The following is a 12,411-nucleotide window of genomic DNA, read 5'->3' on the forward strand; positions in this document are numbered from 1 at the left end:
TGCGCACGGTCGGTTCCGGTAGGGAGGCGACGTTCGACTTCGTGGCCAACTTCACCGGCCCGGTGCCGACGCCGACCCCCACGATCACCCCGACCCCCACGGTCACCCCGACCAACACGCCGACCTCGAACCCCGGAGGCACCTGGACCGCGGGCGCGAGCTACAAGGCCGGCGACGTCGTCAGCTACGGCGGTTCCAACTACCGGTGCATTCAGGGGCACACGGCCTACCCGGGCTGGGAGCCGCCGAACGTTCCCGCCCTGTGGCAGCGCATCTGACGCACCGGCACGTCATGCCCGGCATCCGCTGACCCGCGGGTGCCGGTGCCGGAGGCCCCGGTCGGCGCACTGTGGGGTCGGTGCCGCACGGACCGGCGCGCGCGGGGTGGTGTACCGCCCCGCCGTGGCATCGGCCTTGGCTCGCCGTACGGAACTCGCCGTCACCGCGCCAGGGCGGGCGTTCATTCGGTGAAGGGCGGGGAACGGACCGGTGAGCCGGGGCCGGTGTCGCGTCTGCGGGCAAGATGCCGCGCGCGGACGTGACACCGGCCGTTTCCGTGCTTTTCGCGGGCTGTCCGGTCCATGAGTTCCCCCTGACGGTTCGACTCCCTCCCGGGGAACCGCCGGGATATGGATGCGCTCGCGCGTGTCGACGGTTACCGCCAGGCGGCGAACCGCCTGGCGGCCGGGCGGATCTGCTCGCCGGATAACCCGCCACCGACCGAACCCCGACCACCGGCCGCATGCGGTGCCGGGGGATGGGGAACCCGCACGGGGCCCCGGCCTCCGAAGGCCGGAAGCCCCGTCGGGGCTGAGGTTCGCGCTCCTGTCAGGGGTGCTGTTCGGTGACGAGGAACGCCACCGCTCCTCCCTCGTCTATGTCCGCGTCCAGGGACTTGTCGTCGAGCATGTCGGCGGCTGCGGGATCCAGGAAGATCCGAGCCCCGTCCGCCTCGACCACCTTGTCGTTCGTCTCCGGGCCGTCTACGACCGACAGCAATAGCGCGCCCGTGCCGTCCGTCTGGGACGAGATGCGGACGCCGGTGTCCGTCGAGTCCGCCACCTGAGAGCTGAGGTCCCGGATCACCTGGGCAGCGGTGTCCGTCAATGTAAGCATTGTGACTCCTTGTCGGGATCAGGGTTGGGATTCTTCGCCCTTGCCCGCTCTGGACCCGCCCAATCATGCTGCTCTCCGGTATTTCCCCCGGTACGTGGCTCACGCCGCCTCCAGCCATCCGGTGGATGGCGGTTTTCGACGGTCTCACCGCATCGTGCACGGCCGGGTGAGCTCGACGATCCGCCGTTACGTGGCCTCCTCCCCGCCGCGCAGCGGCAGCCGTACCGTGACCTTCCACTCCCCGCCGGAGATCCCGGCCTCCAGGGCGCCGCCCAGCAGTGTCACCCGCTCCCGCATGCCCGGGATCCCGCGTCCTCCGCTCCTTCCCGCCCGCTCCGTGACGGCGTTGCGCACCTCCAGGTCGAGGTGGTCCTCCCGTACGGCCGCCGCAAGCCGCGCCGCGCCTGAGCCGTGCCGGATCGCGTTGGTCAGCGCCTCCTGGGCGATCCGGTACGCCTCCCGCGAGACCAGCGCGGGCAACACGGCCAGATCGCCGGAGATCTCGGCGGTCGCGCCGGTCGAGCGGACCAGCTCGGCCAGGTCGTCCAGAGTTCTGACCGGACCTCTCAGCGGGCCGTTCTCGCCGCCCTCCCCTTCGCGCAGCAGGCCGAGCACGTGGTCCAGGTCCTCGAGCGCTGCCCGCGCCGACTCCTCGATCGCGGAGAGCGCCTTCCGCACCGCCTCCGGGTCGCGGTCGAGCACCCGTCCCGCCGCGCCCGCCTGGACGGTCACCACGCTGAGCGCGTGCCCGACCGAGTCGTGCAGCTCGCGGGCGAGCCGGTTGCGCGTCGCCAGCCGCCGGGCCCGCTCCTCGAGAGCGGACAATCGGTCGGCCGGCGACGGCCCGAGCAGCGCGGGGGCGAACCGCGACAGCAGCGCCCCCGCGCCTGCCGCCACGTACACCAGCAGTGCCAGCGTCACCACCGACGCCACCGGTGCCCACGCGCTGCTCCACCCGGCGGTCGGGCCCGTGCCGTAAAGCCCGAGCCGATCGCCCAGCAGAGGCAGCAGGAACAGCCAGATCGCGAACGGCACCATCGCCAGCGTCGTCCCCGCCGCCACGGCCCCGATCCCGAGGTGGAGGGTGAACCACGCCGCGGTGCGACGGCGCTCCGCCCAGGTCCGCCTCGGGCGTTCCAGCACTGGATCGATGACGACGTCGAGGAGACCCCGCGCCGCGGTCAGCTCCAGTGCACGGATCGGCAGGAACAGCCCGGTAACCGCGATCAGCGGAAGCACGCCCGCGAAGACGATAGGGTCCGCGGACAGCAGGCCCGGACTCCTCTCCTCGAACGGCCTCAGCATCCCCGCGGCCAGTGAGCCGGCCATCATGTACGGCATGGCCAGTGCACCCCCCAGGATCAGGCACGTCCACCTGAGATAGGTGACCGGGCTGATCAGCGGGGCCAGGATGCGTCTCACAGTGCCGATCCTCGCAGCGCCGTGCCGGTGGTGCCTCCCGCGTGGGAGGGGAGTCCGCCTCCCCCCTCAGAGGGATGTACCGGCATGGCCCCGCCGGTCAGGCACCTGGCCCGGGGGACTCGCGCGTACAGGCACAGGCCTCCGGCCGCATGACCATGGATACGAGGGCCGGCTCACTCGTCGTCGGGGAACAGATCGGATGCCCCGGGCAATCCGGCGCCGAAACGGATCCGGGTGTCCGGCATCTCGCGCAGGGCCACGCCCGCCGGTGAGCCGGGCGCGTCCCCTGCGGGGCGGCTCGGTACAGCCGTGAGGAGGGGATCTCCGGCCGGGGTTCCCGCCCCGTCGGTGCCGGTGGCGTTCTTGGCGCCGGTCCCGGCCCAGATATCCCAGATGTTGCCGTCGGAGAGCACCAGCCCGCTGGAGAACACGGACATGGCGGCCCGGAGTGCCTCGCGGTCCGCACGCGCGACGGCCTCTTCGTACGGTCCCCGGCGTCCGGACAACCCGATGAGGACGGGAAACGACTCGGCCAGCATGACCAGCAGCGCGATCAGCACTTCCACGAGGACGGCGTACGGGGAGGCGTCCCGGACACGCCGCAGCGCGGTCAGCCGGGTCAGCAGCCCGGTGTCCGAGCGATTGGCCGCCTCGAACGTCTGCTGGAGGCGCAGACGCCGTGCCCGTGCGGCATCCAGCTGGGCCTGCGCCGTGGGCAGCTGCGCCCGCGCGAGCTCCAGCCGCTGCTTACGGGCCTGTTCCCCGGTGGCCTTCAATTGCCTGATCCGCTCGTCGAGCCGGTTCTGCGCCGAGGCCACCTGAGCACTGGCGCGCTTGAACCTCTCCATCGCCGCCCGGGCCAGGACACCGTCGCCTTTCACGCCGCTCAAGCAGCCCTGCCCGCCGTAGAGCTGGCACTGCCACTTCTCGTAAGCGTCCGTCGCGTCCCGCCGGAGAGCCGCGAGCTCGCTGGTCAGCGTCTGGGCCAGGGGATCCTCCGCCGGGGACAGAGACGCGCCGCCCCCGGTGCGGACCACCTCTCTGAGCTCCTCGACCCTTGACGAGAGCCGGTTGATCTCTGTGGTGACCGGGTCCGCGTCCAGGGCGGCCGTGTACGCCGCCGCGCGTTCCCGCTGGATCACCGACACCTGAGCGGTGACCTGGGACCTGAACACCTGAAGGGCCACCGGCTCGCTGACGGTGAGGCTGGTGAGGACGCAGAGGAGAAAGAACGGGATGACGGGTCCCCAGGGTCTGCGCCTGCTTGACCGGCTGAGCACGATGATCCACCGGTTCAGGGACAGGAGCAGCACGCCCCAGACCGACGCCGCCGTTAGGACCGCCCAGAGAGCCCACCCGAGCCCGTCGTGCAGGAGCGCGGCCATGGCCGCCGCCGCCGTGGCGCCGCCGAGGAGTGACATCACGCCGATGACCACGAATCGCCGGAGCTCGGAACGAGGCAGGCGCGCGAGGATGTCGGCGCGCCCCCCCGAGAGACCGACGAGGAATCTCTCGAGGAATCTCTTCATTCGTTCCATTTCTGGATTGTCGCTCAGCACTCCATGATAAATCTCTTGATTGTGCCGGTCGGCACGGAAGCTGAGAAAGAGGATGTTCACGATGAGCGCGCTTCCGGTGCTCTCTGATTCACCGGTGAGCCGGTCTCTCGACCGGCTGGGGTTTCACCGGTACGTCGACCCGCTCGTCGAGGTGATGAGCAACTCCATTACGGAGACCCCTTTCACCATCGGTGTGTTCGGCGAGTGGGGGAGCGGCAAGTCGAGCCTGCTGAGAATGGTCGATCAGCGGCTCGCCGAGGACCATCGCGACGCCTTCGTCCGGGTGCACTTCAACCCGTGGGTCCATCGTAGGGAGCCGACCATGCTCCTGCCGCTGCTGCACACCCTTCAGGACACCTTGGCCGAGGACGGCCGTGGCCGGTTCGGCGAGGTGGCCGCGCGCCTCGGGAACGTCATCGCGAAGCTCACCGCCGACGTGCTGCTGCGCAAGGTCACCGGGGGCGCGGTCACCCTGGACAACGTCGAGAAGCTGTCCAAGGCCTACGCCGAGCGGCGCGGTGAGGTGGAGAGCGAGATCCGCAGGCTCCGGTCGACGTTGCAGCGGCAGGCGGACGAGATCGGCGACAAAGGGGCTCGTCTGGTCGTCTTCGTCGACGATCTCGACCGGTGCCAGCCCGCGGAGATCGTCGATCTGCTGGAGTCCCTGAAGATCTTTTTTGATCTGCGGAACGTGGTCGTCGTTCTCGCGATCTCCAAGGAGGTCGTCGACCACGGCGTCGCCGTCAAGTACCGGGAGTTCGGCTTCGCCCCGGAGAAGACGGCCGCCATCGCCGACGAATACCTCGACAAGATGATCCAGCTACCGCTCTACCTCCTCCCGCTGGACGAGCGGGCGGTGGGCTTCTTCCTCGACGAGCTCGATCTGCCGTCGCCGCTGGACGGCCAGGTGGAACTGCTGCGCCGCGTTCTCGCCCCCAACCCCCGGCGCATCAAACGGGTGCTGAACATGTGCGCCATGACCCACGCCATCGCCCGGCGGGACGAGCGGCTCGGACGGCTCCGCCTCGACGTGCTCGTCCGGCTGGTGGTGTTGCGGGTGCAGAGCGCCGCCCTGCACGCCGCGGTCGTCGAGCGGCCGCACCTGCTCGCGGCGCTCGAGGCGGTCTATGACGGTGATCTCAACCTCGATCGCACGGAGGGTTTCGTCCGCAGGTACGGCATGGCCGAGGCCCAGCCGGTCCAGGAGGCGGTACGGAGATTCCACGGTTCGCAGGAGTACCTCAAGGAGCTCTTCTCCGCGGCCGGGTTCGCGGAGGTGGCCGAGGACCTGCCCGGCTACCTCACCCTGCTGGGCGGGTGAGCGTTGTCCCTCAGTGGTCGCGTGCCGCACTACCGGCTCTATGGTCTCCCCGATCGCAACCCCTACACTCCCAGGCCTCTCGATCCGGTCCAGCGTCTCGAGGACCGAGCCTTGAGGCTCGACCTCGACGGATACGCCTACGTCGAGCCCGTCTACGCCTACCTGCACCAGGCCGTTCTCGCCGGGCGTCCCGCGTTCGTGGTGATCAGCGGGCGTGACTACACCGGCCGGACCTCCATGGCCAACTGCGTGCTCGACCTCTACCGCGAACTGCGCGCCACGGACGGCCGCTACCTCGTGGCCAGGGTCGAGATCGGTCACCACCGGGACTTCGAGTGGATTCAGCAGGCGATGGCGCAGCTGCAGAACGAGGTCGACATGGCCGAGGTGTCCCTCACCGACAAACTGATCAGGCTGCTGGACGGCATCGGCGAGGTGCAGGAGTCGATCTATCCGCAGCGTTTCCAGGGGCTCGCCCGGATGCTGAGCACCGAGCTGGCAGGCCAGCGCTCGCCGTACGCGTTCGGCGTGCTCTTCGAGGATCTGCGCACTGCCAGCTTCGTCAACGTGGCGCAGACGGTGTTCCGTAACACCCAGTCGATCGTGGTGTTCACGCACCGGGCCTACGAGCACGCCCAGACTCCCGCCGCCGACCTCCTGCAGCCCGAGCTGTTCGCCGAGGACACCCACGTGGTCGAGCTGCGTCCCCTGGTGGAGTCGCAGATCCAGAGTCTGGCCCGGGGACGATGGGAGCAGGCCTCCCCGCTGCACTGCCCCTTCGACCTCGACGGCGTCGCGGAGATCTTCCGCAGTGCTCCCACACCGATCAAGGCCGTGCTGACCAGACTGGCCAAGCTCCTCGACTACCGGCTGAGCCTCGTGAACGGCCAGGTGCCGTGGCCGGACAACTCCGAGCTCGGCATGTCGCGGGAGTGGCTGGTCGCGACGGTCACGGCCATGAACGGATGGCGGTGATGAACGTCGTCTATCCCGAACGCAACCCGTTCCCCCCGCAGGGCACCGCGAGCATGGAGGAGCGGGTCCTCGACGACGGAACCGGCGCGCCGACCGCCTCGCTGCCTTCGGTCGAGCGGCTCTGGTCGGTCGCCGAACGCTATCTGAGCGGCTTCGAGCCCGGCACCAGGGGCCGGGGCCAGGTGGTCTTCCTCCACGGCGACCACGGCAGTGGCAAGACGCACGCGATCCGTTTCCTGCTGCGCCGCCTGGCGGAGAATCCGGGAGAGACGCCCTACCGGTTCTACGTCAAGCTGCAGGACGGTGACTTCCCCTCCGGATACCGGCGCCTGATGAGCCAGATCGACCGGCCGATGTTGCGTGAGCTCAGCCTGCGTTTTCTCGGGACCATCGCCGGTGCCGAGACCGGCCGGGTGTACGGAGAGCAGGCCGGGGCGGTCGCGGCCTCGGTCCTGCGCGCGGATCCGGACCGGTTCTACTCGATGTTGCGCGATCTGCAGGTCGAGCTGGGCTCGGTATTGCAGGCGCAGGCGCGGGAACTGGCCCAGATCGCCGGCGCGCAGGAGGACTTCCAGCGCGCCCTGACCTCCCTGCTCGACCCGGTGCTCGAAGAGGCCGCCTACGACTGGCTGGCGGGACGGGAGATAGGCGCGGTGGACGCGCGGCGTCTCGGCGTCTCGGGCCCGATCATCGACCCCGAGCTGTGCCGGTACGGAATCCAGCTCCTCGTCGCCCTGTGCACGCGTGGCGGGCGCCCGGCGGTGGTGATCCTCGACCAGTGCGAGCGCCTCGTTCTCGGCGAGAACGGCCATGTCAGATCGGGGAACGAGGGGCTGCTGCAGTCGCTGGTCGAGCGGTTGCCGCAGGAGAACGGCATGCTCGTCCTGGCGGGCAACGAGCAGGTCTGGGAGCGGCTGCCCCGCGACCTGAAGCAGCGCTTCGGCGGCAACGTCGTCGGCTCCTCGGCGGTCACGCTCGAGCAGACCACCGAGCTTCTGAGCGCCTACCTGCGAGCCGTCTCCCCGGCCGACGACACCGTCCATCCGTTCCTGGTCAGCGGAGTCCGCGCGCTGCACACGCTCGGTGGCGGAAACGCACGGAGGATCCTGCAGCTGAGCTGGCTGGCCTTCGAACTGGCAGCGCCGGACAGGGCGCTCATCAGCCGGGCGACGGTCGAGCGCGCTCTCAGGGGCGGTGAGCCGTCCCGGATCGCGGACACCGAACGGCCCGGCTTCGGCCACGCGCTCCCGGATGTCCTGGCCGAACTGGGCGAAGGCGCGAGGCTGGCCGTCGTGGAGGTGGCGGTTGACGGGATCACCGGTTACGAACTGCTGCGGGATGAGGCGGGGACGCCGCACTGCCGGCGCAGTCCCGTCGTGCGATGGAACGAACTGGCCGGGGAGGATCCGGACGGGGCGGCTGTGCGGGCGGCGGGCCTGCCGGCCGGAGCCGACGCGCTGTTCGTTTCGTCCTTCCCCGGAGACCCCGCCGCCGACCGGGCGCTGGAGGCTCTGCGTGCCGAGCGCTCCGAGGCGCCGTGGTTCGCCGAGCCGGGGGTACTCGTCGACGCGCTCGTGCGCCAGGCCGTCCTGGCCGAGCCGCTGCGCTGGCCGTACGAGCTCGTTGTCCTGCGGGCGGACGCCCCAGGCGGGAGCCCGGAACTCGCCGGGATTCCGCTGTTCGCGGCCGGTACTAGGCGCGGTGCGCTGGCCTCGGCGACCGTGTACTGCCCGCCCAGCGATGGTCAGGGCACCGTTTTCGCTCTCGTCGCCTGGCGGGAAGCGGCCGGGCCGCGCCTGGTGACGGCGCGTTCCGCCAAACTCCCGCCCGGCCGATACGAGATCACCGCGGAGCTCGAGCGGGCGGGCCGGGTGCGCCTCACCGGGGTCACGGGCTTGTCGGAGGAGGAACGGACCTGGCAGGAGATCGTCGCCCTGGTACCGGCCAGGCTCGACTCCGTCTGGGAACCGGTACACGTCATCTGCGCGATCGAGGCCGGAGGGGAGCTCGAGCGGGTCGTCAGGCTGTACCGCATCCGGCAGGTGCTCACGATCCTGGCCGAAGGGACGCTCGGTCAGATCGAGGTGTCGCTCATCGTCTACGGTGGACACTCCTACAGCAGGCACACTCCGGATGCCCCCGTCGATGTCGTCGCCTGGCGGGTCCTCCCGGAGTCCGCGCTGAGAAGTCTGGGAGAACTGGTGCACAGGAAACCGCTGGAATCGGGCATTCCGGATGCCGCCCAGGTCGAGGACATGCTCGCCGCGGTGGTCCAGCGGCTTCGAGCGGCCGACACTGAGCGAACCGTGCTCCTCACCGTCGGAGACCGGCCACCGCATCCTCCCCGGGTGCACGCGTCGCACACCCTGCCCTGTCCACGTCGCCACGACTGGGAGGCGCTGCTCGGCGAGCTCGGGCGGCGGCCCGGCCTGACACTGGGCGCCATCTGCGACCGGCCGGTGGAACAGGCGGATCCCGTGTGGTTCCGGCTCGGCGGCGGGCGCGCCTTCGCCCATCTCGAGGACATGGACGTCCGGCAGTTTCTGGCCGGGCTGGGCCTGGATGTCTCGGCTCAGCGGATTCCGTTCCCCATTGTGAGCGAGGTCCCTCGTGCCACCTGATCACGGCATCGCCATGTGGGGTGCGCCAGGCTCCGGAAAGACCACTTTTCTGTCGGCTCTCAACGTCGCCCTTCTCCGGCGTTCCGACGGCCTGCGCCTGGTCGAAACAGACGCGCCATCGAGTGACAGTTTGGCCGAGCTGACCGCCACCCTGGCCGTGGAAGGCGAGTTCCCTTCCGCGAGCGCCACCGAGGAGATCTATCGCTGGGTCCTCGTCGAGCCCGTCCCCGCCGGCGGACTCTGGCGCTTTCGCAGGAAGCCGGCACGCTCGACCTCGATCCATTTCCGTCTGGTCGACCTGCCCGGGGAGAGCTTCGCCGGTGGCGCCCACGAAGCCGCCTCCCCCCGAGAGGAGGTCATCGACACCCTGGAGCAGGCGAAGGGCATCATCTTCTGCTACGACCCGATCCGCGAGCATGACGACGGTGACACGTTCGGCTACCTGCACGAGGTGCTGATCCGGCTGTCACGACGGATGCTCGCCGACGACCGGCTGCCCGCCGATGGCTGGTTGCCCCATTATGTCGCGGTGTGCGTCACGAAGTTCGACGACGTGCGGGTCACGGAGACCGCGGCCAGGCTGAACATGCTCTCCGTGGACCCCGATGATCCCCACGGGGTTCCCCGGGTGAGGGACGACAACGCCGCGGACCTGTTCGAGCGGATCACCGAGATCTCCGCCAGCGGCAACGGGCGAATGGTGCCGACGGTGTTCAACCGCTACTTCCATCCTGATCGGGTGCGTTACTTCGTGACCTCGTCCATCGGTTTCTACCTGGATCAGGCCAGGGGGACATTCGACCCGGAGGACTTCCAGAACATCGTGCCGGGAGACCAGGGCTTCAGAATCAGAGGCCAGGTGTATCCCATCAATGTGGCGGAGCCCTTCATCTGGCTCATCAAAATGACGCAGCGGGCGACGTGACGTCGGCACCCTGGACGAGTCGTCCCGTGAGATCGGGGACGTTGACCGGGACGGCGGGAGTCGCCCGGGCGGGTGCGATGTCCTCGCCGCCGCGCCCCGCACTCAGCTTTCCCGGACGCGCAGCGCGGACGCCGTCAGCGCCACGAAAGCGGCCAGCAGGACCGGGAGGAACAGCGCACGGGGCAGGGTGACCACCTCGGCGACACCGCCGATGAGCACGGGACCGCAGAGAAAGCCGACGTAGGACAGGCTCGCCACCCTGGCGAGCGACTGTCCCGCCCGCGCCGGGTCGCGGCGGCCCGCGGCGGAGAAGACCTGCGGGACGATGCAGGACAGGCCCGCGCCGAAACAGCCGAAACCGATGACCGCGGCCACCGGATGACCGGCCAGCAGCGCGATCCCGAACCCTGAGGCGGCCAGCGCGCCGCAGCCACGCACCAGTGTCACCGGCCCCAGCCGGGCCGCCAGCCGGTCTCCCGCAAGGCGGCCCGCGGTCATCGCCACCGAGAACGCGGCGTAGGCCGCCGCGGCGAACCCGGCCGAGCTGCCCAGGTTGTCACGCAGGTAGACCGAGCTCCAGTCCGCGGCCGCCCCTTCCCCGATCATGCAGCAGGAGCCCAGCACGCCCAGCAGCATCAGGCCGCGGACCCCGGAACGGCCTTCGCCCGGCCGGGGCTCCTCGCCGGGGGCTGTGACCGGGGTGGCCGGGGTGAACGCCCAGCGGGCGGCCTGCAGTGCCAGGAGACCTATGACGGCGGCCACGGTCGTGAAGGTGGCCGCCGGGGTGAGACCGGCGTGCGCGAGCGCCCCGCCGACGGCGGCGCCCAGGAACCCGCCGATGCTGAACACCGCGTGGAAGGAGGACATGAGGGGCCTGCCCGCCGCCCGCTCGACCTCGACGGCGTTCGCGTTCATCGCCACGTCGAGCGTGCCGTGCACCACGCCGAAGGCGAACAGCGCCGTGGCCAGCCCCGCCAGGTTCGGCACCCAGGCGGGGACGATCAGGACCACGCTCTGCGCGAAGGCCATCGGCAGCATCACCCTGACGCTGCCGTAGCGGTCGATCAGCCTGCCGACCACCTGCATGCCGGTGAGCGCTCCCGCCGCGATGCCGAGCAGGGCGAGGCTGAGGCGGCCGTCGCTCAGCCCGAGATCCTGCTTGATCGACGGGATCCGCGCGGTCCACGTGCCGATGGCCATGCCGGACAGCAGGAAGAGCAGGCAGACCGCGATCCGCGCGCGGATGAGTGACCGTCTCTCCAGGGTGGTGGCGGGCATGAGGGACTCCAGTGGGAGGGCCTGTTCGGCGGGGGTCAGACGGTGCGGACGATGACGCCCGCCGCGGTGAGGGAGTCGTGTTCGGCGGGGGGAAGCGCGGTGTCGGTGACGACCATGTCGAGGTGGTCGATGGGGCAGACGGCGCCGAAGGCGGTGCGGGTGAACTTGCCGGAGTCGGTCGCGGCGATGACACGTGTGGCCGAGGCGACGGCCGCCTGTTTGATCGCGACGTCGGCCAGATCGTGGGCGGTGAGCCCGTGCCGGGCCGACAGGCCGCAGCAGCCGATGATCGCGGTGTCGAAGCGCAGCGAGCGGATGGCGTTCTCCGCCAGCGGGCCCGTGAAGCTGAGCTCACCGGGCCGGACCTCGCCGCCGGGCAGCACCAGGCGGATCCGCGGAGCCGTGCCGAGCTCGTGGGCGGACTGCAGGGACAGCGGCAGGACCGTCATGCGGCGGTCACGGATCGCCCTGGCGATCTCCAAACCGGTGGTCCCGCCGTCGAGCAGCACCGCCTCGCCGTCGACGAGCAGCTCCGCGACCTCGGCGGCGATCCGCCGTTTCGCCTCGACCGCCTCGCGCTCGCGCACCCCGAACGGGGGCTCCTCCCCGCGCAGCAGCAGGCTCACCGCGCCGCCGCGCACCCGCCTGACCACCCCCTGCCGCGCCAGTTCGTCGAGGTCGCGGCGGATGGTCATCTCGGAGACCGCGTGCTCGACGGCGAGCTCCGCCACGGAGACGGTGTCGCTGACGCGCAGCCCAGACATGATCGCTCTTACCCGATTCGAACTTTCCATGTGTTCATTTGAACACATCACATGTTCGTAAGGCAATCCGCGAGACAATGGTTCCCATGCGCGCGAGTCGTCTGCTGTCACTGCTGCTGCTCCTGCAGACCCGGGGGCGGATGACGGCCACCGAGCTGGCGGGGGAGCTCGAGGTCTCGATCCGCACCGTCTACCGGGACGTCGAGGCCCTGTCGTCCGCGGGCGTCCCGGTGTACGCGGACCGGGGCCCCGCAGGGGGATACCAACTGCTTGACGGCTACCGCACCCGCCTCAACGGGCTGACGGCGGCGGAGGCCTCCTCGTTGTTCCTGGCGGGGCGACGAGCCGACCTCGGCGCTGGACCACGCCAGGGGCGCGGAGATCGTGAAGTTGCTGGCGGAGCTGACCGGGGAGCGAGCCGTGGCGACGC

Annotated in this window: 11 protein-coding genes; 6 read left to right on the plus strand and 5 right to left on the minus strand. The window is 70.3% G+C overall.

Features of this window, described 5'->3' with window-relative positions:
- Window positions 1–278 (plus strand): carbohydrate-binding protein (locus AB0395_RS46280; protein WP_366294148.1); only part of this gene is annotated, 278 nt, incomplete at its 5' end.
- Between the two features lie 550 nt (window positions 279–828).
- On the opposite strand, the gene AB0395_RS46285 is transcribed toward AB0395_RS46280, so the two are convergent.
- The 3 genes from AB0395_RS46285 to AB0395_RS46295 form a co-directional block, all read right to left on the minus strand.
- Complete coding sequence (locus AB0395_RS46285; RefSeq protein ID WP_366294151.1) at window positions 829–1,116, minus strand: Fe-S cluster assembly protein HesB; 288 nt, start codon at window positions 1,114–1,116, stop codon at window positions 829–831.
- A 186-nt stretch (window positions 1,117–1,302) separates the two neighbouring features.
- Entirely contained in the window at window positions 1,303–2,538 is a 1,236-nt protein-coding gene (locus AB0395_RS46290) for a histidine kinase (RefSeq protein WP_366294153.1), read from the minus strand.
- A gap of 173 nt (window positions 2,539–2,711) precedes the next feature.
- Window positions 2,712–4,076 carry a DUF4407 domain-containing protein gene (locus AB0395_RS46295; protein ID WP_366294156.1) on the minus strand — a complete coding sequence of 455 codons (1,365 nt, stop codon included), beginning with the start codon at window positions 4,074–4,076 and terminating at the stop codon, window positions 2,712–2,714.
- An 82-nt stretch (window positions 4,077–4,158) separates the two neighbouring features.
- On the opposite strand from AB0395_RS46295, the gene AB0395_RS46300 reads away from it, so the two are divergent.
- The 4 genes from AB0395_RS46300 to AB0395_RS46315 all read left to right on the plus strand — a co-directional run bounded on the left by AB0395_RS46300 (window position 4,159) and on the right by AB0395_RS46315 (window position 9,939).
- Window positions 4,159–5,418, plus strand: coding sequence for a P-loop NTPase fold protein (locus AB0395_RS46300; RefSeq protein WP_366294159.1), 1,260 nt, complete (start codon window positions 4,159–4,161; stop codon window positions 5,416–5,418).
- 111 nt (window positions 5,419–5,529) lie between these two features.
- Complete coding sequence (locus tag AB0395_RS46305) at window positions 5,530–6,393, plus strand: hypothetical protein (protein WP_366294161.1); 864 nt, start codon at window positions 5,530–5,532, stop codon at window positions 6,391–6,393.
- A complete protein-coding gene (locus AB0395_RS46310) occupies window positions 6,393–9,014 on the plus strand; it encodes an AAA family ATPase (RefSeq protein ID WP_366294162.1) in 2,622 nt (873 codons plus the stop codon). The genes AB0395_RS46305 and AB0395_RS46310 overlap by 1 nt, the downstream gene beginning before the upstream one ends.
- Before the next feature lie 130 nt (window positions 9,015–9,144).
- Window positions 9,145–9,939, plus strand: a complete 795-nt coding sequence (locus tag AB0395_RS46315) for a hypothetical protein (protein ID WP_366294165.1) — start codon at window positions 9,145–9,147, stop codon at window positions 9,937–9,939.
- A 102-nt stretch (window positions 9,940–10,041) separates the two neighbouring features.
- Here the strand turns inward: AB0395_RS46315 and AB0395_RS46320 are convergent, their stop codons facing one another.
- Both AB0395_RS46320 and AB0395_RS46325 read right to left on the minus strand, forming a co-directional pair.
- The gene (locus tag AB0395_RS46320) at window positions 10,042–11,217 is read right to left on the minus strand and encodes an MFS transporter (RefSeq protein ID WP_366294167.1); all 1,176 of its coding nucleotides are present in this window, start codon (window positions 11,215–11,217) and stop codon (window positions 10,042–10,044) included.
- A 35-nt stretch (window positions 11,218–11,252) separates the two neighbouring features.
- Window positions 11,253–12,029 (minus strand): DeoR/GlpR family DNA-binding transcription regulator, encoded by a 777-nt coding sequence (locus AB0395_RS46325; protein ID WP_366294170.1) that lies wholly within the window; start codon window positions 12,027–12,029, stop codon window positions 11,253–11,255.
- 38 nt (window positions 12,030–12,067) lie between these two features.
- On the opposite strand from AB0395_RS46325, the gene AB0395_RS46330 reads away from it, so the two are divergent.
- The coding region (locus tag AB0395_RS46330; RefSeq protein ID WP_366294173.1) for an HTH domain-containing protein at window positions 12,068–12,411 on the plus strand (344 nt) is incomplete at its 3' end.

The organism is Streptosporangium sp. NPDC051023 (genome assembly GCF_040689595.1).
Classification (GTDB): Bacteria; Actinomycetota; Actinomycetes; order Streptosporangiales; family Streptosporangiaceae; genus Streptosporangium.